The following is a 25,609-nucleotide window of genomic DNA, read 5'->3' on the forward strand; positions in this document are numbered from 1 at the left end:
AGGAGACGTTTATGCAAAAGTTTGAACAAGCTGTTTCATATATTGAAAATGGTGAAGCGGAAAAAGGATTACAATTATTAAAAGAACAATTAAAAATTGCGAATGATGAAGAGAAGTATGATATCGCTCGTTACTATCATACGCTTGGATTTACAGATGAGGCATTAGCAATTACTGAAGACTTACGTTTACTGTATCCAGAAGAAAGTGAATTCACTGTATTTTTAGCAGAATTATATATTGATCTAGATAAAGAAGATGAAGCGATTGAAGTGCTTCATGATATTCCAGAAAATGACGATTTATATGTTCAATCGTTATTACTTGTTGCAGATTTATTCCAAATGCAAGGTTTTGATGATGTAGCAGAGCAAAAACTATTAAAGGCGAAAGAAATGATGCCTGATGAACCTGTTATTACGTTTGGGTTAGCAGAATTATATAGTAGTAAAGGTGAAGAACAAAAGGCAATTACTTATTATGAATCGCTATTAGCGGAACATAAAGTAATGGGTGGTGTTGTGATCGCACTTCGCCTCGCAGAAACGTTAAGCGCGATCGGAAACTGGGAAGAAGCGATTTCTTATTATGAAGCAGGCCTAGAGGAACAAAAAGATATTCACTCATTATTTGGATATGCCTTTACATTATACCAAGGTGAAGAATATCAGAGAGCAATTGGTGCTTGGCAAGAACTAAAAGAATTAGACCCTGAGTACGCATCACTGTACATGTATTTAGCGAAAAGCTATGAAAAAGAAGGAATGCTTCAAGAAAGCTATGAAACGCTTCATGAAGGAATTAAAGTAGATGAGCTTTCAGTTCCATTTTATGTAGAGTTAGCGAACATTGCGGCGAAATTAGGAAAAATAGTAGAAGCAGAGGAAGTTCTTCAAAAAGCGCTTGAGTTAGATCCTGGGCATTTAGGTGCAACATTAAAATATGCATATATCTTAAAAGAACAAGAAAAGTACGAAGAGTTAATTGCAATTGTAGAGCGTGCTATTGATAGTGGAGAACCAGATACACAACTACTCTGGGATCTTGCGTATGCAAAAAAACAATTAGAAATGTATTCGGATGCATTAAAACACTATGAAAGTGCATATACTTCTTTTAAGAATCATCCAGACTTCTTAGAAGAGTACGGTTATTTCTTATTGGAAGAAGGAAAACGAAAAGAGGCGAAAGAAGTATTTACTCAGTTATTACAACTAGACCCGACACAAATTCATATTGAAGAGTTGTTATATAATTTAGAGGATTTTTCATAAGTTGGAAGGAAACTGAATGCCGCTTCTTGAATCTAAAAAGAAAAGAGAAAGACAGAGGAGGGACTTAATTGCTATGAATACCCCTGTTTCTGTAAACGAGAAGAAGGATTTTGTAAAATGGTTTTTGAATAATTACCAACTGAAACAGCGTGAATGTGTATGGATTCTGAATTATTTAATGAGTCACGACCAATTGATGCATAAAGTCCACTTCGTAGAGCATGCAAAATATTGTCCGCGTGGCTTAGTGATGTCAGCGAATTGTGTGAAAGACACACCGTTTCACTTTTTTAAACAAAATGTTATGACAACAGATGCTGAAAAATCGTTTCATGATATTCGTTTAAATCGAGATGAGGATATTTATATTCAACTCAACTTTAAATCATCGTTTCAAAATGCGAATTATGTAGCTGTATTAGAAGAAAACCCATATTTACCAAAGCATATTGAAGTAAATGAAAAAGATCGTTTACTTGCAGAAAGGTTTTTGGAAGAAAGTGTATTTTCGTTTAGGAGAGAACGCCTTTTAAAACAAATTGATGAAGCGTTAGATAAGCAAGATAAGGAAGCGTTTCATAGATTAACGGCAGAGTTAAAGACTTTATAGAATTTATTTGGATTAATTAATTTTTACAAATTTCAGACTTTTATCAAGAAAAACTACCTATATTGGGTAGTTTTTCTTTTTTTACCTCTTTTAGTGTGGTTTAATATATATAAAGTGAAAGTTCTGTCATTTGTAAGTGAAGGAGGGAAGGGATTTGAAGTGGATTGTAAAAGATGTAGAACAGTTTGAGCAAGCAAGAGAGTATGTTGATACAGGAGTAATACCGCTGTTATCAGTTTCGGCAGCAAAAGAAATGAAAATGGTTGTAGAACAAGGTGAATTTATCGAATTGTTGAGCACGGAATTGGAAAGAGAGTATAAAGGAAGAGTGCTTTTACTGCCTGCGTTTACGTATTTGGTAGAAAGTCAAAAGAATGAAAAAGGTCGTTTGCAAGAATGGACAAATCATTTACGAAGTGAAGGTTTTAAGCATATTGCTTATGTTACAAGTGATTTTTCATGGAAAGAGGATATGCAAGAATTACAGGGAGATTTATTTTGGTTTCCTTCATTAGCGTTAGAACAATTTAGTGATCAAGCAAAAAGAGAAGTTATTCATGCGCATATAAAAAATATAATGGTGATGTTGGAAGAGAAATGGGGAAACTCGCAATAAACAGAAAGTTCTTATTATTATGAGTAGTATGATATTGACCTGTGCATGAGCGTATTATATCATGATAGTGTCCTAGTTTTTATTTTTTATATAATTTATCACGAGGGGACAATTTCTGATAGAGGGGGGAAATTTTCGTGAGCGACAAAGAACATCGCGTGTCAAGAAGACAATTTTTAAATTACACACTCACAGGGGTAGGAGGCTTTATGGCTGCCGGTATTTTAATGCCGATGACGCGATTTGCGCTTGATCCGGTGTTAAGAAAAGAAGCGGGAACAGATATGGTTGCTGTTGCGCAAGTAAAGGATATTACAACAGAGCCGAAGCGTTTCGATTTTAAAGTGAAGCAGGTTGATGGTTGGTACAAGTCTGAAGAACCAAAATCGGCTTGGGTTCATAAAGATGAAAGCGGAGACATTGTTGCGTTCTCTCCAGTATGTAAACATTTAGGATGTACAGTTAACTGGAATTCGGACAAAGCACATCCGAATCAATTCTTTTGCCCATGTCACGGGGGGCGTTATACAAAAGATGGGATTAACATTAAAGGTACGCCACCCCTTGCTCCGCTTGATGTGTACGAGTCTAAAGTGAAAGATGGAACGCTGTATCTAGGAAAAGCGAAGCCAAGAGGGGGTGCAAAGTAGATGTTAAATAAAATTTATGATTGGGTGGATGAAAGATTGGATATTACACCAATATGGCGTGATATCGCTGATCATGAAGTACCTGAACATGTAAACCCGGCACATCACTTCTCTGCATTCGTCTATTGCTTTGGAGGACTTACCTTTTTCGTTACTGTAATTCAAATTTTATCTGGAATGTTTTTGACGATGTATTATGTGCCTGATATTAAAAATGCTTGGGAATCAGTTTACTATTTACAAAATGAAGTTGCTTATGGGCAAATTGTTCGTGGTATGCACCACTGGGGTGCTAGTCTCGTAATTGTAATGATGTTTTTACATACACTCAGAGTTTTCTTCCAAGGTGCGTATAAAAAGCCCCGTGAGTTAAACTGGATTGTTGGTGTTCTTATTTTCTTTGTTATGTTAGGTCTTGGTTTTACCGGATATTTATTGCCGTGGGATATGAAAGCTTTATTTGCTACAAAAGTAGGGATTCAAATTGCAGAGCAAACACCGCTCATTGGTCCTTATATTAAAACATTACTCGCTGGTCATTCCGAAATTGTTGGCGCTCAAACATTAACTCGCTTCTTTGCTATTCACGTCTTCTTCTTACCAGCAGCACTTCTAGGTTTAATGGCCTTCCACTTCATCATGATTCGCAAACAAGGTATTTCCGGTCCACTATAAGAGATTGCTAAATTAAAGGGGAAAGAACAAAAGGAGGGAGATTATGCATCGCGGCAAAGGGATGAAGTTTGTAGGAGATTCTCGGGTACCAGTAGCTCGGAAACCAAATATTCCAAAAGACTATTCTGAATACCCAGGGAAAACAGAAGCATTTTGGCCGAACTTCTTGTTAAAAGAATGGATGGTTGGTGCAGTTTTTTTAATCGGTTATTTATGTTTAACAGTGGCGCATCCGTCGCCGCTTGAGAGAATGGCGGACCCAACTGATGCTGGATATATACCACTTCCAGATTGGTATTTCTTATTCTTGTATCAGTTATTAAAGTATTCTTATGCTTCCGGTTCATTTACTGTAATTGGAGCATTTATTATGCCAGGGATTGCGTTTGGAGCATTACTGTTAGCTCCATTTCTTGATCGAGGTCCAGAAAGACGTCCATTGAAGCGTCCTGTGGCAACTGGATTTATGCTTTTAGCAATTGCATCGATTATCTTTTTAACTTGGGAATCTGTAGCACACCACGACTGGGAAGCTGCAAAAAAACAAGGAGCAATTGTAAAAACAGCGCCAGTTGATAAAAATGATGATGGCTATAAATTAATGCAAAAAAATACTTGTTTAACATGTCATGGTGACAATTTACAGGGCGGGGCAGCAGCACCGGCACTGCAAAACTTAACTTTAAAGCCAGAAGAAATTGCTAAAATTGCGAAAGAGGGAAAAGGTTCAATGCCTAAAGGTGTATTTAAAGGTACGGATGAGGAACTGAAGAAGCTTTCGGAATTCGTTGCAAAGTATAATAAAAAATAATAAAAAGCTGACTACAAAATTTGTAGTCAGCTTTTCTATTTAGTTGGATGAAGTTTGTTATAATAGAGTAGGATTTAATGAATGAATTACTTTGCTTGAAAGGTGTTGGACATACGGATTGGTGTACTTGTATGCAATGTTAAGACAACGCTCGGTATTATTATTTTTATTAATTGTTAACATATTAGGTACAATTTACGGATTTATATGGTACGGAAATCAATTGAAAGAAACGTCACCTATATTTTGGCCGTTTGTACCAGATAGTCCTATGGCGAGTCTCTTTTTTGTCTTTGTTTTAATTGCTTTTTTGGCAAAGAGAAACTGGGGATTAATAGAAGCGTTAGCGATTGTAACTTTAATAAAATATGGTATTTGGGCTGTTGTTGTAAACGGGATTATGATTTACGTAAAAGGGCCTATTGGCCTTATGGGCTACATGTTAATGCTTTCGCACTTTGCGATGGCAGTACAAGGATTTTTATATGCTCCATTCTATCGTATAAAAAAATGGCATTTTATAGTAGCAGCTGTGTGGACGTTGCATAACGATGCAATTGATTATTTATTTTGGCAAATGCCGCGATATGGAATTATGCATTTGTTTGTAGAGGAAATTGGTTATTTTACGTTTTGGTTAAGTATTGCTGTACTATGTATTACATATTATTGTTGCTTACGTGAGCAAAGGAAACAATTTTCTTTATGATGGTTAGAACATTTAGGGGGAGAACATGGAGAAAAATAAGAGTGGTACAAAAATATTGGATCGATTGATTACTTTAGTTGTTTCATATAGCATAGCATTTTCTATTTTTGCACTCGCAACAACGGCAGTTGTCTATGGAAAATGGCTGTATTATTTTGAAATTGATTTTTTAAATATTCCTGATTTAGCGGATATGACGAAGGATGAAATTAAAAGAAATTACGATGTGCTTATTACATATTTATCCCCGTTTTATGACGGAGCATTACATTTGCCAACATTAGATATGTCCACAAATGGCCGTATTCATTTTGTAGATGTTAAAAATATTTTAGTAAAGATTCAATATGTGATGCATGCGACAATTATGATTGCAGTGATAGGCGGAATTTATTTATTAAAAAAGAAAAATGAAAAGTTTTTACTGCACGGATCGATTTTAACAATCATTTTTCCGATAGCGCTTATGTTACCAATTGCTATTAATTTTGAAAAGAGTTTTGTATTATTCCATAAACTTTTATTTAGTAATGATTATTGGGTTTTTGATCCTGAAAAAGATCCAATTATATTAATGTTACCAGAAGAGTTCTTTATGCATGCTGCGTGTGCTATTTTATTATTCATTTTAGGTGGTAGTATACTTTGTTACAGTTTATATCGATATTTCGTAAAAAAGAAAAGGATGTCACAGAAAAAATTCTCTGCTTAAAGAGAATTTTTTTCTTTGTAAAATGATAATATATTTTTCGGTCTAGTTCTGTTCTATTCTTGTCCAAATTAACATATTTTGTACTAGTAGTTATAGGGGGGACCGGGATGAAGAGAACATTAATTGGATTGATAGCATTTCTAATTATAATGTTTCCGTTACGTATATATGCTGAAGAGTGGAATGAGCTAACAGGGTTGTTAGACGACTCGTTACAGTTAGTGAAGCGTAATGAAGATGAAAAAGCGGTACAAGTATTACAACATTTCTCGGAGCAATTTTTAATAAAGGGGAATGAAAAGAAGCAGGAAGTAACACCAGATCAAGTTAGAGTTATTTCTTTAGCTTACGATAAGGCGCAACAATCGCTCTCTGAAGAAGGTTTAGGTAAGCAAGCTAAAATTGATAATGTGCTGGCATTACAACTTGCTGTTGATGCACAAGTATCGAAATATCAACCACTTTGGATGGAAAGAGAAAGGAAAGTAATGGATGCCTTTTCTCAAATGGAAAAAGCGATGGAAAAAGAAGATGCTGGGCAGTTTCAACAAACGTTAAATACGTTTTTAAATGAATTCAATATTATTTATCCAAGCTTAATGATTGCTTTGCCAGAAAACGAGGTTCAGCGTGTAAATGTTCATTTATCTTATTTAGATGAATTTCGTAACGTTATGTTAAAAACGAAAGGCGGCCAAATGCAATTAGGGATTATTAAAGGGGATTTGCAAAAGATATTTCACACAGTAAAAAAAGATGAAATTGCACCCTCTCTCATTTGGTTTATGACAATTACTGGGGGACTTATTTTCTTCACATTAACTTATGTTGGATGGAGAAAGTATAAAGGAGAGAGAGAAAAAAGAAAAAGTAATGTACATTCTAAAAATAGATAATGCAATAAATAAAGATATGGATTGTAAGGTTTATTCATTGACAATAGTGGCAGAAGAAAATAGAATGAGAAGTACTATAATTAAAACTTCAATGGAGGTTCATGATGTTTTATTTAATTTACTTCGCGATCATAATGATCATACCGTTGTATGCACAGTCAAGAGTACGTAGTGCCTATAGCAAGTATTCACAAGTTTATTCAACATCAGGTATGACAGGAGCGGAAGTGGCTCGAAAAATTTTAGATGAAAATGGATTATACAACGTAGCTGTAGAAGAAACACCAGGTCATTTATCAGACCATTATGATCCAACCGCTAAGACGGTTCGATTATCAACAGATAACTATTATGGACATTCAGTTGCTGGTACAGCAGTTGCAGCACACGAAGTAGGACACGCAATTCAAGATGCAAAAGATTATAAATTTATGCGCGTTCGTCATTCGTTAGTGCCAGTTGCAAACTTTGGTTCGAATATGTCTTGGATTTTCGTCCTAATCGGTATATTTGCACAAATGTCTGGTTTGTTGTTATTAGGTATCATTTTAATGGCAGCAGGTGTTGTGTTCCAGCTCGTTACATTGCCAGTTGAGTTTGATGCGTCAAAGCGCGCAATGCAACAAATTGAAGCGTTAGGTATTGTATCAACAGATGAATATGGGCAAGCTCGTAAAGTATTAAATGCGGCAGCATTAACATATGTAGCAGCTGCAGCTGTAGCGGTATTTGAATTATTACGTCTCGTATTAATGTATACTGGTATGCAGCGTAGCGACGACTAAAGACTATCAATTTTGATAGTCTTTTTTTGTTGTATGGATTGAATTATATAATGTATTGCAAATAGAAATAATAGAAGTAATGCGGAAAGGCGGTGGGGGGAAATGAAATATCCAGACCATTTAGTAAAACAAGTGCAAGAGCGCAGTGCTCCTTATCAACTAGAAGGTTTTTTAAGTGGACAAGGTCCTGAAAATCCCAAATTTATGTTGTTAGGAGAAGCGCCTGGTGAAACAGAAATTCATAATGGGATTCCGTTTAGCGGGAGGGCGGGAAAACAATTAATGGATTTTTTAGAGCGTATTGATGTTACAAGGGAAGAAGTATATATTACGAGCGCTGTTCGAAGTAGACCTTATAAATGGCGAGAGAAAAAAGAAAGAAATGGTGAAATCATACAAAAAAAGTATAATAGAACGCCAAATCAGGGAGAAATAGTTGCCCATGCGCCTTTGTTAGATTATGAATTAGAGAAAATACATCCGAAGCTTATCGTCACGCTTGGAAATATCGGTCTTCAACGTTTAACAGGAAAAAATAAAAAAATCACAGATGTACACGGGCAATTATTAAAACAGCCCATTCAAAAATTAAAGGATATGCAAAGTGCAGAGTTTACATGGTCAGAGAAAGAATATCATGTTTTTCCGACTTTTCATCCAGCTTCCATTTTTTATAATCGGAGTTTATTGGAGCTTATTCATGAGGATTTTGAGAAGCTTAAAAGACTTGTAATAAAAAACTAGAAAAGCTAAGGCGCTTTTCTAGTTACATTTAATTATGTAAAGGGTTTTTATTTTCATCTAACGTAAATCCTTCACCAACTACATCATGTACATCACTTACAGCGACAAAAGCATGAGGATCTACAGAAGTAATGATATTCTTTAATTTCACGATTTCATTTTTAGCAACAACGCAATACAATACGTTACGTTCCACTTTTGTATACGATCCAACAGCTTTTAAAAAGGTTGCTCCGCGCTCCATTTCAGATAAAATTTTGGCAGCAATTTCATCGTTTTTCTCTGAGATAATAGTCGCTCCTTTGGCAGCATAAGCTCCTTCTTGCATAAAATCAATGACTTTAGCACCGATAAAAACAGCAACTAGCGTATACATGCCCTCGCGGTATGATAAATAGGTAAGAATAGAGACTACGATAACGACAGCATCAAACATAAACATTGTTTTCCCCATACTCCAGCCAACATATTTGTGAGCTAGTCGTGCGATAATATCTACACCGCCAGTAGTCCCGCCATATTTAAATATTATTCCAAGGCCGATACCGATAAATGCCCCGGCGAATAAAGCTGCGAGTGTCATATCATTTTGCAAGTTTAAATGTAAGTTGAGTACTTCGTAACGCTGGAAAATCCATAGAAATAAAGATACGCTAAAGGTGCCAATTAATGTATATAAAAATGTCGTTCTGCCAAGTAACCTCCAACCAATAAAAAATATAGGGATATTTAAAATTAAGTTTGAGTAGGAAGGATCAAACTTAAATAAAAAATACAATAATAGTGTAATACCAGTAAACCCACCCTCTGCAAGGTGGTTTTCAATATTGATATTGACAATACCGAAAGAAAATATAGCGGAACCGATTAAAATAAAAATAATATTTCGCATCTTCAATTTTGATGTCATATAGAAATCCCCCTAATTATGTAATGATTGCATTGCTCCGCTGAAACAGTAAAACATAATAATAAGTAATTTCTAGTTGCTAGTGAAAATAGTAAGAATTTGATTGATGTGGGCTGATCTTTTGCGAAAAGCACAAAAGAAGGTTTCACTTTATCCCGCTCTAACGGCTGGTAGGAGATAAAGCTCTGAAGAAAGGAGAACCAGCCGTAGGAACCCGATTAGTTCAACTAATCTTTTGCAAAAAAACGCAAAAGAAGTTTCACTTTATTATAGTCTATCCAAAAATGGGTCGCAAATAGGTGTTTGGCGGGGAATAATATTTGTCAAATCGCGATGAATTGGCTAACATGAAAGAGGAAGGATTAGAGGTGAATAGTATGGAAGCAAAAACGATGAAAGATATGCAGAAAGAAGTAGATGCATATATTGGTCAGTTTAAAGAAGGTTATTTCAGTCCGCTTGCAATGATGGCTCGTTTAACGGAAGAAATGGGAGAGCTTGCAAGAGAGGTAAATCATTATTATGGTGAGAAACCGAAGAAAACAACTGAAAAAGAAAGAAGTATTGAAGAAGAGCTTGGAGATGTATTATTTGTTATGATTTGTATGGCAAATAGTTTAAATATTGATTTAGAGACAGCACATAACATTGTAATGAATAAATTTAATACACGTGATAAAGATCGCTGGACACGTATTGATGAGGGAGAGAAAGAATAATGAAAGAAATTAAAGTAATTATCGCCGGACCAAGAGGACGTATGGGACATGAAGCAGTTCTTCTTATGGAAAGAACGGAACATTTTAATTTAGTAGCAGCAGTGGATTATAAGCATGGTGGTGAGAAGATTTCTGATTTACCTGGCATGCCAGCATTACATGCACCGATTTACGCTGATTTACATACTTGTTTAGATGAAGTAGAAGCAGATGTGTTGTTAGATTTAACAACACCAGAAGTGGGGAAACAACACGTTACACTTGCAGTTGAGCGTGGACTTCGTTCGGTTATTGGTACAACTGGATTTACAGAAGAAGAATTGGCACGTTTAACAGAGAATGCAAAAGAAAAAGCAGTAGGAACAATTATTGCTCCAAACTTTGCAATTGGTGCAGTTCTTATGATGAAATTCTCACAAATGGCAGCGAAATATTTCCAAGATGTTGAGGTAATTGAATTACATCATGATCAAAAATTAGACGCACCATCTGGTACAGCTGTAAAAACGGTAGAGTTAATTCGTCAAAATCGTGAATCAAAGCAGCAAGGTCATCCAAATGAAGTAGAGCAACTAGCAGGTGCACGTGGTGCAAATGTAGACGGTATTCACATTCATAGTGTACGTTTGCCAGGGCTTATTGCACACCAAGAAGTAATGTTCGGTGGAGATGGACAAATGTTAACAGTTCGTCATGATTCATTCAATCGTGCATCATTTATGTCAGGTGTAAAACTATCAATTGAGACAGTAATGAACCTTGATCATCTTGTGTACGGTTTAGAAAATATTATCGACTAAAGGGGAGACAACGGATGAAAATTGCCTTAATCGCACATGACAAAAAGAAAAATGATATGGTTTCGTTTGCATACGCATATAAACCAATTTTTGAACAACATGAATTATTTGCAACAGGAACGACAGGGCTTCGTATTATGGAAGCGACTGGATTAGTTGTAACAAGATATCAATCTGGCCCTCTTGGTGGAGATCAAGAAATTGGTGCAATGATTGCAAAGAACGACTTAGATATGGTGATTTTCTTCCGCGATCCATTAACAGCACAGCCGCATGAACCGGATGTGAATGCATTGCTTCGTTTATGTGATGTATATGCGATTCCACTTGCAACGAATATGGCAAGTGCTGAAATGTTAATGCACGCATTAGAGCGAGGAGATTTAGATTATCGTAAGTTAAGAAAATGAGGGGAACAATTATGAGTGGATTACATATATTAGCGTTTGGTGCTCATGCCGATGATGTTGAAATCGGCATGGCTGGTACCATCGCTAAATATACAAAGCAAGGGTATGAAGTAGGTATTTGTGATTTAACAGAAGCTGATCTTTCTTCAAATGGAACGATAGAGTTGAGAAAAGAAGAAGCGAAGGTCGCAGCTCGTATAATGGGAGTAAAAACGAGGCTGAATTTAGCGATGCCAGACCGTGGTTTGTATATGAAAGAAGAGTATATACGTGAAATTGTCAAGGTGATCCGTACATATAAACCAAAACTAGTTTTTGCCCCGTACTATGAAGATCGCCATCCAGATCATGCAAATTGTGCAAAGCTTGTGGAAGAGGCTATTTTTTCAGCAGGAATCCGTAAATATATGCCGGAACTTTCACCACATCGTGTGGAGTCTTTTTATAATTATATGATTAATGGTTTTCATAAACCGAATTTTTGTATAGATATAAGTGAGTACCTCTCTATAAAGGTGGAAGCATTAGAAGCGTATGAAAGTCAGTTTTCAACAGGGAGCGATGGTGTTAAGACACCGTTAACAGAAGGTTACGTTGAAACTGTGATCGCTCGTGAGAAGATGTTTGGAAAAGAAGTTGGAGTCTTGTATGCCGAGGGATTTATGAGTAAGAAACCGGTTTTATTACATGCTGATTTATTAGGGGGATGTAAATGAAATTAAAAATAGGTATTACATGTTATCCTTCTGTAGGTGGTTCTGGAGTTGTTGGAACAGAATTAGGAAAGCAATTGGCGGAACGTGGGCATGAAATTCACTTTATTACATCGGGTTTACCATTCCGGTTAAATAAAGTATATCCAAACATTTATTTTCATGAAGTGACGGTAAATCAATACTCTGTATTTCAATATCCACCATACGATTTAGCGTTAGCAAGTAAAATGGCCGAGGTTGCACAAAGAGAAAACTTAGACATTTTACATGTGCATTACGCAATACCACATGCAATTTGTGCATATTTAGCAAAACAAATGATCGGAGAGCGTATTAAAATTGTTACAACCTTACATGGAACAGATATTACTGTGTTAGGTTCCGACCCTTCGTTAAATAATTTAATTCGTTTTGGTATTGAGCAATCAGATGTTGTCACTGCTGTCTCGCATTCATTAATTAACGAAACACATGAGCTTGTAAAACCAAGTAAAGAAATTCAAACGGTATATAACTTTATAGACGAACGTGTATATTTCAAGCGTAATATGTCTCAATTAAAGAAAGAATATGGTATAAGTGAGAGTGAAAAAGTACTTATTCATATTTCGAATTTCCGTAAAGTGAAACGTGTGCAGGATGTTGTTCAGGCATTTGCTAAAATTGTTAAAGAAGTAGATGCGAAGTTGCTTCTTGTTGGAGACGGACCAGAATTCTGTACGATTTTACAGATAGTGAAAAATTTACATATTGAAGATCGCGTTTTATTCCTAGGGAAGCAAGATAATGTTGCAGAACTACTTGCGATGAGTGATTTAATGTTGCTTCTATCAGAGAAGGAAAGTTTTGGTCTTGTTTTATTAGAAGCAATGGCGTGTGGTGTACCTTGTATCGGAACGCGGGTTGGAGGTATTCCAGAGGTTATTCAACACGGGGAAACAGGATATTTATGTGAAGTTGGCGATACAACAGGAGTGGCAAATCAAGCTATTCAGCTATTAAAGGACGAGGAACTTCACCGTAATATGGGAGAGCGAGCAAGAGAAAGTGTTTATGAGCAATTTCGCTCAGAAAAAATTGTTTCACAATATGAAACGATTTACTATGACGTACTAAGGGATGACAAAAATGGAAAGATTTAAAAAAGCTAGTTCTATTATTGAGACATTAAAGCAACAAGGACATGAGGCTTACTTTGTTGGTGGGAGCGTACGAGATCTTATTATCGATAGGCCGATTGGAGATATTGATATTGCGACATCTGCTCTACCAGAAGAAGTGATGGCTATATTCCCAAGAAATGTTCCTGTTGGTCTTGAGCATGGAACTGTAATTGTTGTAGAAAATGGTGAGCCTTATGAGGTAACTACTTTTCGAACAGAAAGCGAATATGAAGATTTTCGAAGACCTAGTAGTGTTCAATTTGTTCGTTCATTAGAAGAGGATTTAAAACGTCGTGATTTCACGATGAATGCAATTGCTATGACAGAAGAAGGCAAAATGGTTGATTTATTTGCTGGACAGGAAGCCATTCAACAGAGAGAAATTGTGACAGTTGGAAATGCTGCGGATCGTTTTCAAGAAGATGCCCTGCGAATGATGCGTGGTATTCGGTTTGTAAGCACGTTAGGTTTTTCATTAGAAATGAAAACGAAGCAAGCGATTGAAACGCATGGGCATTTGCTAGAACATATAGCAATTGAGCGTATTACAGTAGAGTTTGAGAAACTGTTAACTGGTACCTATTGTGTGAAAGGTCTCAAAGAATTAGTAGAGACGAAGCTATTTTCTCATTTGCCATATTTACAAATGTCAGAAGAGAGACTGTTAAAAGCTACGCAGTATAAATGGGATTCTTTCGAAACGGATATTGAGGCGTGGGCATTTTTCTTATATTGTATCGGAGAAGAACATCCATCTGTCTTTTTACGTCAATGGAAGTTTTCGAATAAAAAAATAAAAGATATTGTTGCAGTTTTATTGGCAATTCGTACTAGAAAGGAGAAGGATTGGGATACAGTCCTTCTTTATAAAACGGGAATTCATATCGCTGAAATGGCAGAGAGAGTATATGAAGCGATGATTGAAAGCTATGATCCTACATCTGTTGAACGAGTACAATCAATGTTTCATGCATTGCCAATCCAGGAGCGTCAAGAAATGAATGTGACTGGTAATGATTTATTAAACTGGGCAAACAAAAAGCCTGGTCCGTGGGTTGCTGAAATGCTTCAGAAAATCGAAGAAGCAATCGTACAAGGAAACGTAGTTAATGAGAAAGAGCGTATAAGGGAGTGGCTGCAAGGATGCAATCTACTATAAGAAAGCAGTTATTGCAAGTTTTTTCTGAAGCGGATGGCGAGTTTGTATCCGGCCAAACAATTAGTGATAAACTTGGTTGTTCAAGAACTGCTGTGTGGAAACATATGGAGGATCTCCGGAGTGAGGGATATGAACTTGAAGCTGTGCGCCGATTAGGTTACCGAATTGCAAGTAAGCCAGACAAAGTGACTGCTAATGAAATTCAGTTAGGGCTACAAACGAAGCGGATTGGTAGAACAGTGTATTTTGAAGAAACTGTTGAATCAACGCAGCACATTGCAGCAAAACTTGCTTATGAAGGTGCAGAAGAAGGAACTGTCGTTGTAGCAGAAGAACAAACAGCGGGAAGAGGTCGTTTAAGCAGAAAATGGCATTCACCAAAAGGAACAGGGATTTGGATGAGTATTATTTTACGCCCATCAATCCCAGTTCATCATGCACCGCAACTTACTTTGTTAGCGGCTGTTAGTGTTGCACAGGCAATTGAAAAATGTACAGGTGTAAACGTAGGAATAAAATGGCCAAATGATATTTTAATTCAAGGTAAAAAGGCTGTAGGTATATTAACAGAAATGCAAGCGGATCCTGATAAAATTAATGCTGTCATTATGGGCATCGGTATTAATGCGAATCAAAAGCAAGAACATTTTGATGAAGAAATTCAGCACATTGCTACTTCATTAGCGATTGAATCAGGTAAGCCGATTGTTCGTGCAGAACTTATGCAACAAATCTATTTACAACTAGAAAAATTATATGAAGAGTATTTACAAAATGGTTTCTCTGTCATTAAAATTCTTTGGGAAAGTTACGCTGTGAGCATCGGGAAAGAAATTACCGCTCGAACAATGAGAGAGACGATTACGGGTGTAGCAAAAGGAATTACAGAGGATGGTGTATTGCTTCTAGAAGACCATGAAGGAAAAGTACATCATATTCATTCTGCAGATATCGAAATTAAGTAAAAGAAGTTCCTCTTTTGGAACTTCTTTTTATTTCAATAGTTTTGAGTTGAATTTGTAACATGATAATAAATTCTTTTCATATTTAAAGTTCATTTCAAAATAGCTTCCGTCGAGTTGACCTGGCATGTTATTTGACGATTACTTTGCCTGTCATTCCTTTAAGAAGATGGTATCGACATATTAATTCATATGTACCAGTATTTTTAGGTTTCACGGTAATATTCTTTTCTTTTCCTGACTGGACTACGACGTCAATACCGAGTTTTTTCACTGTAAAGGTGTGCTCGTTTTTACCTTTATTTTTCAATAGTAATGTTGTTGATCCTTCAAGCGGAATCGTTATGACATTTGGATTAAAGTAATCATCATTTAGTTCAACCTCAATCACTTTCGTTAAATCGGTGGGTTGTGTTACGACATGAACTGAGGCAAATACTTGGGAGGATCCTAAAGACATCCACCATACAATCATTACAAGCAAACTGCTGAATCGAAATAACCACCTGTTCATAGACATCTGCAATTCTCCTTTGTTAAGTACTTTCCTCAATTAACCTGCATCATTAGTTTAAGAGTTATACTATATAGTTAAATTGATTACAGAAAAAATTAACTTGGACTTTTTTAACATGCGTTGAAAAAACATGTATCTTTTCAGGATTGAATTATCCATAAAAACTGTATAGCATATATACTCTGGTGTTAAATTTCATATACCGTAATAAGAATAAAAAATTATTTTTTCAAAAAAATGTAGTAATTCCTTTTTGTAGTTTGCTATAATTAGTTCGAATGTGGGCAGTATCAGAGCGAACTGCACCATGATTCGAAGTCATACGAAAAATAATAACTTGGATTCTGCCTTGATCCAATAACGGACTGGGACAGAGGGATGAATAATGCCGACTAACACACAACCCTTCTGCCCTTTTATGGCCAGAGGGGTTTTTTTATATAATTTCGGCCATCTCCTCTCTCCTGCATAAAGGAGGAGTAGTTTTTGAAAACAAAAACAGATTTTTTGAAGATGAAAGAGCAAGGTGAGCCGATTACAATGCTAACGGCGTATGATTATCCATCTGCTAAATTAGCAGAAGAAGCTGAAGTTGATATGATTCTAGTTGGAGATTCTCTTGGAATGGTTGTACTCGGATACGATTCAACAGTACCTGTAACAGTAGAGGATATGATTCATCATACGAAAGCTGTACGCCGCGGAGCGAAAGAGACGTTTATTGTAACTGATATGCCATTTATGTCGTATCACGTATCATTACAAGAAACGATGGTGAATGCACGCCGAATCGTTCAAGAGAGCGGGGCACACGCACTGAAGGTAGAAGGTGCTGGAGAAGTTATATCGACGATTCAATATTTGACGAACGCAGGAATTCCTGTTGTAGCGCATTTAGGTTTAACCCCTCAATCTGTAGGAGTGTTGGGTGGATATAAAGTGCAAGGAAAAGATGCGGAGAGTGCAAAAAAATTAATAGAAGATGCAAAGAAATGTGAAGAAGCTGGTGCAATAGCGCTTGTGTTAGAATGTGTACCAATGCAGTTAGCAGAACTTATTTCAGAGCAACTAACAATACCAACAATTGGGATTGGCGCAGGACAAAAAGTAGATGGGCAAGTGCTTGTTTATCATGATCTTATCTCATACGGCGTAAATCGTGTTCCGAAATTTGTGAAGCAATATACGTCTGTTCAAGAGGAGATTGTGCGTGGGATTTCACAATATGTTACTGAAGTAAAGACAAGGCAATTTCCTGAAGAAAAACATTCGTTCACAATGAAAGAGGAAGAATGCTTAGCGTTATACGGAGGAAAACAATAATGAAAATCGTAACTACAGTGCAAGAGATGCAGCAAATTACGAGCGAACTTCGTGCAAGTGGAAAGAGTATTGGTTTTGTTCCAACAATGGGTTATTTACATGAAGGCCATGCTACTTTATTACGTAAGGCAAGAGAAGAAAATGAAATTGTAGTTTTAAGTGTATTTGTAAACCCACTACAATTTGGCCCAAATGAAGATTTAGATCGATATCCTCGTGATATTGATAGAGATGAAAATGTAGCAAAAGAAAACGGTGTAGATTATTTATTTTATCCGAGTGTAGAAGAAATGTATCCAGCAGAACAAACAACAACGGTAGAAGTTGTGAAGCGCACGGACGTATTATGCGGTCAACAAAGACCTGGTCATTTTGCTGGTGTTGCAACTGTACTAATGAAACTATTTAATATTACGCTGCCAAAGCGTGCTTATTTCGGTATGAAAGATGCTCAACAAGTTGCAGTAATTGAAGGATTTGTAACTGATTTCAATATTCCAGTTACAATCGTACCAGTTGATATTGTAAGGGAAGAAGATGGTTTAGCGAAAAGTTCTCGTAACGTGTACCTATCACAAGATGAACGTGAAGAAGCTCTTCATTTATACCGCAGCCTATGTATAGCGAAAGAAAGAATTGAGGCAGGTGAACGTAATCCCGAAATCATTACAAATCTTGTGAAAGAGTATATTGAGACGCATACGAAAGGCACTGTAGATTATGCAGATTTATATGCATATCCGTCATTAACAATGGTAGAGAAAGTCAAAGGAAGAATCATTTTAGCTATTGCAGTTAAGTTTGAAAATGTAAGATTAATTGACAATATAACATTAACAGTTAAATAAGGGGGAGCATCTATGTTTCGCACAATGATGAGAGCAAAGTTACATCGTGCAACTGTAACGGAGGCAAATTTAAATTATGTAGGTAGTATTACAATTGATGAAGACTTAATGGATGCAGTAAATATTGTAGAAAACGAAAAAGTCCAAATTGTAAATAATAATAATGGTGCTCGCTTAGAGACATACGTTATTAAAGGGGAACGCGGTAGTGGTGTTGTTTGTTTAAACGGTGCTGCGGCAAGGCTTGTACAACCAGGGGACAAAGTAATTATTATTTGTTATGGGCTAGTTACGGAAGAAGAGATTCATAAACAAGAACCAAAAATTGCAGTATTAGACGATAATAATCAAATTATTGAAATGTTAGGTGCTGAAAAAGCGGGTACGATATTATAAGTAGAAAGGCTATCTCCATTGCGGAGATAGCTTTTTTGTGCATCTTTTCATTAAGATGAGATAAAACGTGGTATAGTAACATTATATAAATTATTGTTGTTTGAAAGGTAAGAAATTGAGGTGTTACATATATGAGTAAGCGTTATGTCGTTGTTGATTTAGAGACGACAGGGAACTCCTGGAAAGATGGGAAGGATAAAATTACCCAAATTGCAGCTGTTGTAGTAGAAGATGGAGAGATATTGGAGATTTTTTCGTCTTTTGTTAACCCAAAGAGAGAGATCCCACCATTTATTACAGAATTAACAGGGATTGATGAAAGTCTTGTAAAACAAGCCCCGTTATTTCAAGATGTAGCCCCGATGATTGTTGAGCTATTACAAGGTGCGGCTTTCGTTGCGCATAATGTTCACTTTGATTGGAATTTTTTAAATGAAGAATTAAGGCAAGCTGGATATACAGAAATACATTGTCCGAAAATCGACACGGTTGAATTGGCTCAAATTCTTTTGCCGACAGCCGATAGTTATAAATTACGTGATTTAGCTAAGAAGCATGAACTAGAGCACGATCAACCACATCGTGCGGATAGTGATGCTCTTGCAACAGCGGAATTATTTTTACAATTTTTAAATGAAATTGAAAAGTTACCACTTGTCACGTTGCAATCGCTTTATGAATTAAGTGATGTGTTCCAAAGCGATATAGCTGATGTGCTTTCTGAAAATATTTTAAAGAAAGTAATGCACGGTAAAGAAGATATAGCGGAGTATGAAATACATCGAAATATTGCGCTGAAAAAGCGGAACTATTCCTTAAACCTTGGAGAAACGTGTTCATCAAAGTTTGATGCTTTCTTGAATAAAACGATGGATAAATTGGAATCACATATGCCAAAGTTTGAAAGAAGAGAAAGTCAACAACTGATGATGAAAGAGATATATACGGCGTTAAGAGATTCTCGTTTTTCACTAATTGAAGCGGGTACAGGAACAGGAAAGACTCTTGCTTATTTGCTTCCTAGTCTTTATTTTGCAAAGAGAAAAGAAGAACCTGTCATTATAAGTACACAAACGGTACAACTCCAACAACAAATATTAGAAAAAGAAATTCCGTTATTACAAAAAATAATGCCATTTTCATTTGAGGCAGCTCTTCTAAAAGGAAGAAAGCATTATTTATGCTTACATAAATTTGAGTATGCTTTGCAAGAGGAAGAAAAAAATTATGATATGGCACTTACGAAGGCGAAGATTTTAGTTTGGCTATTGCAAACTGAAACAGGTGATCGAGACGAATTAAATATTCCTGAGGGCGGAAAGTTACTTTGGAATCGTATTTGTAGCGATGCGTATAGTCCAGGCGGTATGCAAAGTAATTGGTTTAGTCGTTGTTTTTATCAGCGAGCGAAGAATAAAGCTTTATTTGCAGATATCGTTATTACAAATCATGCGTTATTATTTCAAGATTTTTCAAGTGAAGAACCGTTGTTTGCTTCATGCGAACATATTATTTTTGATGAAGCTCACCATATTGAAGAAGCTGCGAGTAGAACATTGGGTGAACAGTTCTCTTGTATGTATTTTCAATTGGTTATATCTCGTCTTGGGACGCTAGAAACAGAAGATGTACTCTCCAAAGTATATAAAATGATGAAAAAATCAGAGCAAGCATCTCGTTCAACTTTCCGTATGATAAGTTATAGTTTGAAGGAACTTAAGTTTGATGCGGATGAACTCTTCCAAATGTTACGTACTTTTATATTTAAACAAACAAAGCAAGAGCAAGGAACGAATAATATGCCGCTCATCTATAGGTATAACGCAGAACTAGAAAAAGGTAAGTTGTGGGATAGTATCGTCGAATTAACAAATCGTTTTATATATGAATTAAGAAGGGTAGTAACTGCTCTTGAGAAGCAAGTGGATATATTGCAAAGTAAGTTAGAATGGGAGATGCATGTTGTAACAGGTGAATTTATGCATTTAATTGAGTTGCTGAGAAAGATGGCAGAATCATTACAGTTACTCGTATTAGAAAAGAATTCGTATGTAACTTGGATGGAGACTGAAACGAAAGGGACGATTCATTCAACAGTTCTATACGCACAGCCTGTCCATATTGGTGAAAGATTTGCTGATGAATTTTTAACAGAAAAAAAGAGTGTTATTTTTACATCCGCAACACTAACAGTTAACGATACGTTTGATTATATAAAAGAGGAACTTGGTTTACATGATTTCGCTCCAAATACTTTAAAGGTTCCGTCACCATTTCGTTATGATGAACAGATGAAATTAATGGTTTCAACGGATGTACCTTTTATTAAGCAAGTAAGTAATGAGCGATATATTGAATCTGTATCGGAACATATTGCAAAGATAGCAAAAGCCACAAAAGGCAGAATGCTCGTTTTATTCACTTCGTATGAAATGTTAAAAGAAGCGTATGCGAATTTAAAAAATAATGATGAATTAGAGGGTTATTTATTACTCACCCAAAGTGTGAATAATAGAAGTCGAAGCCGCTTAATTCGAAAGTTTCAAGAGTTCGACAAATCAATTTTATTAGGGACGAGCAGTTTCTGGGAAGGAATAGATATTCCTGGAGATGCCTTAAGTTGTCTTGTTATAGTCCGTCTACCATTTACACCTCCTCATCAGCCGATGATGGAAGCGAAAGGTGAGTGGCTAAAAAATCAAGGTGAAGATGTATTCGCTAAATTAGCGCTCCCGCAAGCAATATTACGTTTCAAACAAGGATTCGGCCGCTTAATTCGAACGAATACAGATACAGGAACGGTAGTAGTGTTAGATCGTCGTTTGACGAGTTCTTCCTATGGAAAACGATTTCTACAATCGATTCCTAACGTACCTCTTTATGAAGGACCATTAGAAGAATTGTTAGTACAATTAGAAGAACCATCAAATGAATAAAAATGGAAGAAAAATACGCCTGAAGTACTTATAAACTTCAGGCGTAAAAAATGTGGGTAGGAGGAATTTTATTTTTCTTACTTCTTGTATACAAAATGTGTTGGTTTTCGACTTGAAACCTTTTTTTGCTGTACATGTCCTGCTATAATAGATGGGTGATGAAGCAGGGGTTGTAAAGAATGTACTCTTATTGTAACCGCATTGCGTTCTTCTATAATTAGAAATTTTTGTGTAACGGAGGAGTTTTTTCATGGATAAGAAAATCGAAGTACTATCAACGACGCGTATTAAATATTCGTCGGATTTGTATAAAATTGTTGATAGTTTAAATCGTACGTTAAAAGAGCAGGACCTCATGTTCGGACTAGCATTAGACGAAAAAGATAAAGAAACAGCTGTATTTACGATTTACAGAACGTAGTGATACAATGAAAAAGTGGATCTTTGCAATCATTATTGTTACCGTTGCTAGCGGAATATATGGGGCGTATGTTTATAATAAAGCGATGGGAAAGAAAATTCCAAAAGAGTCGAAATTTGTAGAAATTGCTAAAGAAAAAGCAAAGCTTACAAAGGTGAAATCTGTTGATTATTACAACGGAAAATCTGCATATATAGTCGTGCAAGGTACAGATGAAAAGGGAGAACAACTTATCGTTTGGGTGCCTGAGAAAAAAGGGGATACTGTAGTAAGGAAAAAGAGCGAAGGTATTTCTGAAAAAGAGGCTATACAAAGAACAATAGAGCAAGTCGGCAATGAAAGTAAGGAATCAAAAAGTAAGCCGAAAGAGATTATGAAAGTGAAATTAGGCTTTGAAAATGATGTACCACTATGGGAAGTTACATATATTGATGATGACAATCGTTATAGTTATTACTATCTTGAATTTAAAGATGGAAAATTTTTAAGACGATATAGCATTGAAAAATAGATGTAGGGGGAACTACAAATGAAATTAGCAAAGCGAGTAGCTGCTTTAACACCGTCTTCAACTTTAGAAATTACAGCAAAGGCACAAGCATTAAAAGCAGAGGGTCATGATGTAATTGGATTAGGGGCAGGGGAACCTGACTTTAATACACCAGAGCATATTATGGATGCTGCACATAAAGCGATGTTAGAAGGGCATACGAAGTATACACCAACAGGTGGATTACAATCGTTAAAACAAGAAATTGTGAAGAAATTTACTCGCGATCAAGGTATTGCGTATGATCCATCTGAAATTATTGTATGTAATGGTGCAAAGCATGCATTATATACATTATTCCAAGTATTACTTGATGAGGGAGATGAAGTTATCATCCCAACTCCTTACTGGGTAAGCTATCCAGAGCAAGTAAAGCTTGCTGGCGGTAAGCCGGTTTATGTAGAAGGTTTAGAAGACAATGAGTACAAAATTACAGCAAAGCAGCTGCGTGAGGCAATTACAGAGAAAACGAAAGCAGTTATTATTAATTCACCGAGCAATCCAACAGGAATGATTTATAGCAAAGAAGAATTACAACAGCTTGGAGAAGTATGTTTAGAACATGATATTTTAATCGTTTCTGATGAAATTTATGAAAAATTAATTTATGGTGGCGTAGAATATACTTCAATTGCCCAGCTTTCTAATGCATTAAAAGAACAAACACTTATTATTAATGGTGTATCTAAATCTCATTCTATGACAGGATGGCGTATTGGATATGCTGCAGGAAATAAGCAGCTTATTAAAGCAATGACGAATTTAGCGAGTCATAGTACGTCAAACCCTACTTCAATCGCTCAATACGGCGCAATTGCGGCATATGCAGGCTCACAAGAACCTGTGGAAACAATGCGTCAAGCCTTTGAAGAGAGATTAAACATCATTTATGATAAATTAATTCAAATCCCTGGCTTTACTTGTATTAAACCGCAAGGGGCATTTTACTTATTCCCTAACGTAAAAGAAGCTGTAGCTTTATCAGGATATGCAACAGTTGATGATTGGGCAAAAGCTCTATTAGAAGAGGAAAAAGTGGCTCTTGTACCAGGTACAGGATTTGGTGCTCCAAATAATGTTCGTTTATCATATGCGACATCTCTTGAACAAGTAGAGAAAGCATTAGAGCGCATCCATACATTTATGAAAAGTAAAGTGCAAGCTTAATTTTATATTTCATTCATGTAATATAAAAAACCTCCCTATTAATGGGGAGGTTTTTTTGAAGGATTGTGGCAAAAAGAAATAGCTAAAGGTGTGTTATACTAGAGAGCGAGGTGTTTGGTGATGAAAAAGAAAATGATGTTACAGTGGTTTGAGCAGGGAAGCATTGCAATTCCAAAATTGCTTATGATGCATTATAAAAAATTAGGTTTAAATGAGACGGAATTTATGGTTGTACTTCATGTACACACATTTTTAGAATCAGGTAATTCGTTTCCGACTCCTTCAGAGATTTCTGAACGGATGACGATAACGGAAATGAAATGTATGGAAGTAATTCAGACGTTGATTCAAAAAGGTTTTTTATCACTAGAAGGTGGACAAAGATCAGAAGCGATGATGTGCGAAAGTTATTCTTTACAACCGTTATGGGAAAAAATATTACATTTCTTAATGGATGAATCAATAGAGGAAGAGCAAAAAGAAAAAAAACAGCTACAAGTAAATTTATATACAGTATTTGAAAAAGAATTTGGAAGACCACTTTCGCCGTTCGAATGTGAAACGTTAGGGATGTGGGAGGACCAAGATCAACATCATCCAAATTTAATTCAAGCGGCTCTTAGAGAAGCTGTAATGAGTGGAAAACTAAATTTCCGATATATTGATCGTATTTTATTTGAGTGGAAAAAGAATGGAATTAAAACGGTAGATCAGGCTCAAAATCAAGGTCAAAAATTTAGAGCGAATCAACAAAGGGCACAACAAATGACAAAACAAGAGACGAAATTTACTGGAAAAGTGCCTTTTTATAATTGGTTGGAGCAGTAATATAGGAGGAAAAATATGCTTAACAAAACGCAAATCCGTTATTGTTTAGACACAATGGCGGATATGTATCCAGAAGCACATTGTGAATTGGTTCATGATAATCCATTTGAACTTGTAATCGCGGTGGCGTTATCTGCACAATGTACGGATGTACTTGTAAATAAAGTGACAAGAAATTTATTTCAAAAATATAAAACACCAGAAGATTATTTAAGTGTTTCTCTAGAAGAATTACAACAAGATATACGCTCTATCGGATTGTATAGAAATAAAGCAAAAAACATTCAAAAATTATGCCGAATGTTATTAGATGACTATAATGGAGAAGTACCGAACGATCGAGATGAACTTACGAAATTACCAGGTGTAGGAAGGAAAACAGCGAATGTTGTAGTTTCCGTAGCGTTTGGAATTCCGGCAATTGCTGTTGATACACATGTGGAGCGAGTGAGTAAACGATTAGCTATGTGTAGATGGAAAGACTCTGTGTTAGAAGTAGAAAAAACATTAATGAAGAAAGTACCAATGGATGAGTGGGGAGTTACACATCATCGTATGATTTTCTTTGGACGTTATCATTGTAAAGCACAACGACCGCAATGTGAGGAATGCAGACTGTTAGAAGTATGTCGTGAAGGAAAGAAGCGAATGAAGGTGAAATAAAGGATGGAACGAGTTATAGAAATACCGAAAGAATTTCACTGTTTACCATTTTTTAAAGAAAGTGTAAATTTAATTAAGTATCATACAGACAATTCTTTTGAAGAGATAATACAAAATACTTACTTTATATTTGATATTGAAAGACAGTATGAGCCATGGAAGGAAATTGAAAACAGCATTCCAGCGATGTTGAATGTATGGAAAAATAAGCATGAAGACATTGCTATACTGTTTCGAAATAGAAATAAGCAAGAGGCTGAGGGACCAATGATTCTTTTTGCAGCTCACTTGTTATCGGTTGTCTATTGGCTAAATGAACAACCTGTTCATAGTTTGAATGAAATACAAATAAATACGAATAAATTAAAAGTGCAACCTGTTAATTTTATGGAAAGATATTCATTCATTATAAAGAAACCGAGTAATTATCATTCTTATATTCAATTAGCGCAGTTGTATATCGAAATAGAAAAGCTGTATGTAAAGAAAATGATAACAAAAAAGAAGTCCGCTTCTCGTTAAGAGAAACGGACTTCTTTTTTTGTATATTAGGACTCTGTTGTAACAACAGCACCGTCTGCGTGAGGTGTATCTCCTCCGGGATTTTGGTGTTGCTGTTCTTGTTGTTTCTTAGCCTCT

General features: G+C 36.0%; 30 protein-coding genes. 28 read left to right on the forward strand and 2 right to left on the reverse strand.

Annotated features, from left to right (window positions below; all coding sequences use genetic code 11):
* The first annotated feature begins 11 nt into the window (after positions 1 to 11).
* The 11 genes from HMPREF2590_RS17010 (at position 12) to HMPREF2590_RS17060 (ending at position 8,482) form a co-directional block, all read left to right on the forward strand.
* On the forward strand, positions 12 to 1,274 hold the full coding sequence (locus HMPREF2590_RS17010; RefSeq protein ID WP_001168671.1) for a tetratricopeptide repeat protein: 1,263 nt from the start codon (positions 12 to 14) through the stop codon (positions 1,272 to 1,274).
* Between the two features lie 73 nt (positions 1,275 to 1,347).
* Positions 1,348 to 1,884, forward strand: coding sequence for a ReoY family proteolytic degradation factor (locus HMPREF2590_RS17015; RefSeq protein WP_001095925.1), 537 nt, complete (start codon positions 1,348 to 1,350; stop codon positions 1,882 to 1,884).
* A 154-nt stretch (positions 1,885 to 2,038) separates the two neighbouring features.
* Entirely contained in the window at positions 2,039 to 2,500 is a 462-nt protein-coding gene (locus HMPREF2590_RS17020) for a YpiF family protein (protein WP_050821742.1), read from the forward strand.
* Positions 2,501 to 2,637: 137 nt separating this feature from the next.
* Entirely contained in the window at positions 2,638 to 3,150 is a 513-nt protein-coding gene (gene qcrA, locus HMPREF2590_RS17025; protein ID WP_001280593.1) for a menaquinol-cytochrome c reductase iron-sulfur subunit, read from the forward strand.
* The gene (qcrB, locus tag HMPREF2590_RS17030) at positions 3,151 to 3,825 is read left to right on the forward strand and encodes a menaquinol-cytochrome c reductase cytochrome b subunit (RefSeq protein ID WP_000932700.1); all 675 of its coding nucleotides are present in this window, start codon (positions 3,151 to 3,153) and stop codon (positions 3,823 to 3,825) included.
* Between the two features lie 43 nt (positions 3,826 to 3,868).
* Positions 3,869 to 4,636 (forward strand): menaquinol-cytochrome c reductase cytochrome b/c subunit, encoded by a 768-nt coding sequence (gene qcrC / locus HMPREF2590_RS17035; protein WP_000554603.1) that lies wholly within the window; start codon positions 3,869 to 3,871, stop codon positions 4,634 to 4,636.
* Positions 4,637 to 4,754: 118 nt separating this feature from the next.
* Positions 4,755 to 5,345 (forward strand): lipoprotein heptaprenylglyceryl N-acetyltransferase LhaT, encoded by a 591-nt coding sequence (gene lhaT, locus HMPREF2590_RS17040; protein WP_025967075.1) that lies wholly within the window; start codon positions 4,755 to 4,757, stop codon positions 5,343 to 5,345.
* A gap of 25 nt (positions 5,346 to 5,370) precedes the next feature.
* A complete protein-coding gene (gene lit, locus HMPREF2590_RS17045; RefSeq protein ID WP_070861473.1) occupies positions 5,371 to 6,057 on the forward strand; it encodes a lipoprotein intramolecular transacylase Lit in 687 nt (228 codons plus the stop codon).
* Positions 6,058 to 6,164: 107 nt separating this feature from the next.
* Complete coding sequence (gene ypjB / locus HMPREF2590_RS17050) at positions 6,165 to 6,953, forward strand: sporulation protein YpjB (protein WP_000831583.1); 789 nt, start codon at positions 6,165 to 6,167, stop codon at positions 6,951 to 6,953.
* Between the two features lie 101 nt (positions 6,954 to 7,054).
* Complete coding sequence (locus HMPREF2590_RS17055) at positions 7,055 to 7,738, forward strand: zinc metallopeptidase (RefSeq protein WP_058839490.1); 684 nt, start codon at positions 7,055 to 7,057, stop codon at positions 7,736 to 7,738.
* Between the two features lie 102 nt (positions 7,739 to 7,840).
* Complete coding sequence (locus tag HMPREF2590_RS17060) at positions 7,841 to 8,482, forward strand: uracil-DNA glycosylase (protein WP_000876871.1); 642 nt, start codon at positions 7,841 to 7,843, stop codon at positions 8,480 to 8,482.
* Positions 8,483 to 8,510: 28 nt separating this feature from the next.
* Here HMPREF2590_RS17060 and HMPREF2590_RS17065 read toward each other — a convergent pair whose 3' ends face one another.
* Positions 8,511 to 9,392, reverse strand: a complete 882-nt coding sequence (locus HMPREF2590_RS17065) for a YitT family protein (protein ID WP_000202121.1) — start codon at positions 9,390 to 9,392, stop codon at positions 8,511 to 8,513.
* A gap of 377 nt (positions 9,393 to 9,769) precedes the next feature.
* Here HMPREF2590_RS17065 and HMPREF2590_RS17070 point away from each other — a divergent pair, with 377 nt between their 5' ends.
* From HMPREF2590_RS17070 to HMPREF2590_RS17100, 7 genes are read left to right on the forward strand one after another with little or no spacing between them, the layout of a single operon-like run.
* Entirely contained in the window at positions 9,770 to 10,111 is a 342-nt protein-coding gene (locus HMPREF2590_RS17070) for a nucleotide pyrophosphohydrolase (RefSeq protein WP_002108639.1), read from the forward strand.
* Positions 10,111 to 10,911: a dihydrodipicolinate reductase gene (gene dapB, locus HMPREF2590_RS17075; RefSeq protein ID WP_000658810.1), complete on the forward strand. Its 801-nt coding sequence runs from the start codon at positions 10,111 to 10,113 to the stop codon at positions 10,909 to 10,911. Before HMPREF2590_RS17070 ends, dapB begins: the two co-directional genes overlap by 1 nt.
* 14 nt (positions 10,912 to 10,925) lie before the next feature.
* A complete protein-coding gene (gene mgsA / locus HMPREF2590_RS17080) occupies positions 10,926 to 11,321 on the forward strand; it encodes a methylglyoxal synthase (RefSeq protein ID WP_000684765.1) in 396 nt (131 codons plus the stop codon).
* Between the two features lie 11 nt (positions 11,322 to 11,332).
* Positions 11,333 to 12,037 (forward strand): bacillithiol biosynthesis deacetylase BshB1, encoded by a 705-nt coding sequence (gene bshB1, locus HMPREF2590_RS17085; protein WP_000015673.1) that lies wholly within the window; start codon positions 11,333 to 11,335, stop codon positions 12,035 to 12,037.
* Positions 12,034 to 13,179: an N-acetyl-alpha-D-glucosaminyl L-malate synthase BshA gene (gene bshA / locus HMPREF2590_RS17090; protein WP_000768305.1), complete on the forward strand. Its 1,146-nt coding sequence runs from the start codon at positions 12,034 to 12,036 to the stop codon at positions 13,177 to 13,179. The genes bshB1 and bshA overlap by 4 nt, the downstream gene beginning before the upstream one ends.
* Positions 13,166 to 14,359: a CCA tRNA nucleotidyltransferase gene (locus tag HMPREF2590_RS17095; RefSeq protein WP_000439317.1), complete on the forward strand. Its 1,194-nt coding sequence runs from the start codon at positions 13,166 to 13,168 to the stop codon at positions 14,357 to 14,359. Before bshA ends, HMPREF2590_RS17095 begins: the two co-directional genes overlap by 14 nt.
* Entirely contained in the window at positions 14,344 to 15,324 is a 981-nt protein-coding gene (locus tag HMPREF2590_RS17100; RefSeq protein ID WP_001192064.1) for a biotin--[acetyl-CoA-carboxylase] ligase, read from the forward strand. Before HMPREF2590_RS17095 ends, HMPREF2590_RS17100 begins: the two co-directional genes overlap by 16 nt.
* Before the next feature lie 127 nt (positions 15,325 to 15,451).
* Here HMPREF2590_RS17100 and HMPREF2590_RS17105 read toward each other — a convergent pair whose 3' ends face one another.
* On the reverse strand, positions 15,452 to 15,841 hold the full coding sequence (locus HMPREF2590_RS17105) for a cupredoxin domain-containing protein (RefSeq protein ID WP_000062393.1): 390 nt from the start codon (positions 15,839 to 15,841) through the stop codon (positions 15,452 to 15,454).
* 483 nt (positions 15,842 to 16,324) lie between these two features.
* On the opposite strand from HMPREF2590_RS17105, the gene panB reads away from it, so the two are divergent.
* From panB to HMPREF2590_RS17160, 10 genes are all read left to right on the forward strand, one after another.
* The gene (gene panB / locus HMPREF2590_RS17115) at positions 16,325 to 17,161 is read left to right on the forward strand and encodes a 3-methyl-2-oxobutanoate hydroxymethyltransferase (protein ID WP_000851108.1); all 837 of its coding nucleotides are present in this window, start codon (positions 16,325 to 16,327) and stop codon (positions 17,159 to 17,161) included.
* Positions 17,161 to 18,009 (forward strand): pantoate--beta-alanine ligase, encoded by an 849-nt coding sequence (gene panC / locus HMPREF2590_RS17120; protein ID WP_025967077.1) that lies wholly within the window; start codon positions 17,161 to 17,163, stop codon positions 18,007 to 18,009. Before panB ends, panC begins: the two co-directional genes overlap by 1 nt.
* A 12-nt stretch (positions 18,010 to 18,021) precedes the next feature.
* Positions 18,022 to 18,405 (forward strand): aspartate 1-decarboxylase, encoded by a 384-nt coding sequence (panD, locus tag HMPREF2590_RS17125; RefSeq protein ID WP_000490182.1) that lies wholly within the window; start codon positions 18,022 to 18,024, stop codon positions 18,403 to 18,405.
* A gap of 131 nt (positions 18,406 to 18,536) precedes the next feature.
* A complete protein-coding gene (gene dinG, locus HMPREF2590_RS17130; protein WP_000044957.1) occupies positions 18,537 to 21,341 on the forward strand; it encodes an ATP-dependent DNA helicase DinG in 2,805 nt (934 codons plus the stop codon).
* 250 nt (positions 21,342 to 21,591) lie between these two features.
* Positions 21,592 to 21,762 carry a YpmA family protein gene (locus HMPREF2590_RS17135; protein ID WP_000358352.1) on the forward strand — a complete coding sequence of 57 codons (171 nt, stop codon included), beginning with the start codon at positions 21,592 to 21,594 and terminating at the stop codon, positions 21,760 to 21,762.
* 7 nt (positions 21,763 to 21,769) lie between these two features.
* Entirely contained in the window at positions 21,770 to 22,273 is a 504-nt protein-coding gene (locus HMPREF2590_RS17140; RefSeq protein WP_000758743.1) for a cell wall elongation regulator TseB-like domain-containing protein, read from the forward strand.
* A gap of 18 nt (positions 22,274 to 22,291) precedes the next feature.
* Positions 22,292 to 23,479: an aspartate transaminase AspB gene (gene aspB, locus HMPREF2590_RS17145; RefSeq protein WP_000761571.1), complete on the forward strand. Its 1,188-nt coding sequence runs from the start codon at positions 22,292 to 22,294 to the stop codon at positions 23,477 to 23,479.
* Positions 23,480 to 23,599: 120 nt separating this feature from the next.
* Positions 23,600 to 24,307 (forward strand): DNA replication protein DnaD, encoded by a 708-nt coding sequence (dnaD, locus tag HMPREF2590_RS17150; protein WP_000728552.1) that lies wholly within the window; start codon positions 23,600 to 23,602, stop codon positions 24,305 to 24,307.
* Positions 24,308 to 24,322: 15 nt separating this feature from the next.
* A complete protein-coding gene (gene nth / locus HMPREF2590_RS17155; RefSeq protein WP_000933034.1) occupies positions 24,323 to 24,970 on the forward strand; it encodes an endonuclease III in 648 nt (215 codons plus the stop codon).
* A gap of 3 nt (positions 24,971 to 24,973) precedes the next feature.
* A complete protein-coding gene (locus tag HMPREF2590_RS17160; RefSeq protein WP_050821744.1) occupies positions 24,974 to 25,492 on the forward strand; it encodes a YpoC family protein in 519 nt (172 codons plus the stop codon).
* The last annotated feature ends 117 nt before the right edge of the window (positions 25,493 to 25,609 follow it).

It is taken from the genome of Bacillus sp. HMSC036E02 (assembly GCF_001836235.1).
Taxonomy (GTDB): domain Bacteria; phylum Bacillota; class Bacilli; order Bacillales; family Bacillaceae_G; genus Bacillus_A; species Bacillus_A cereus.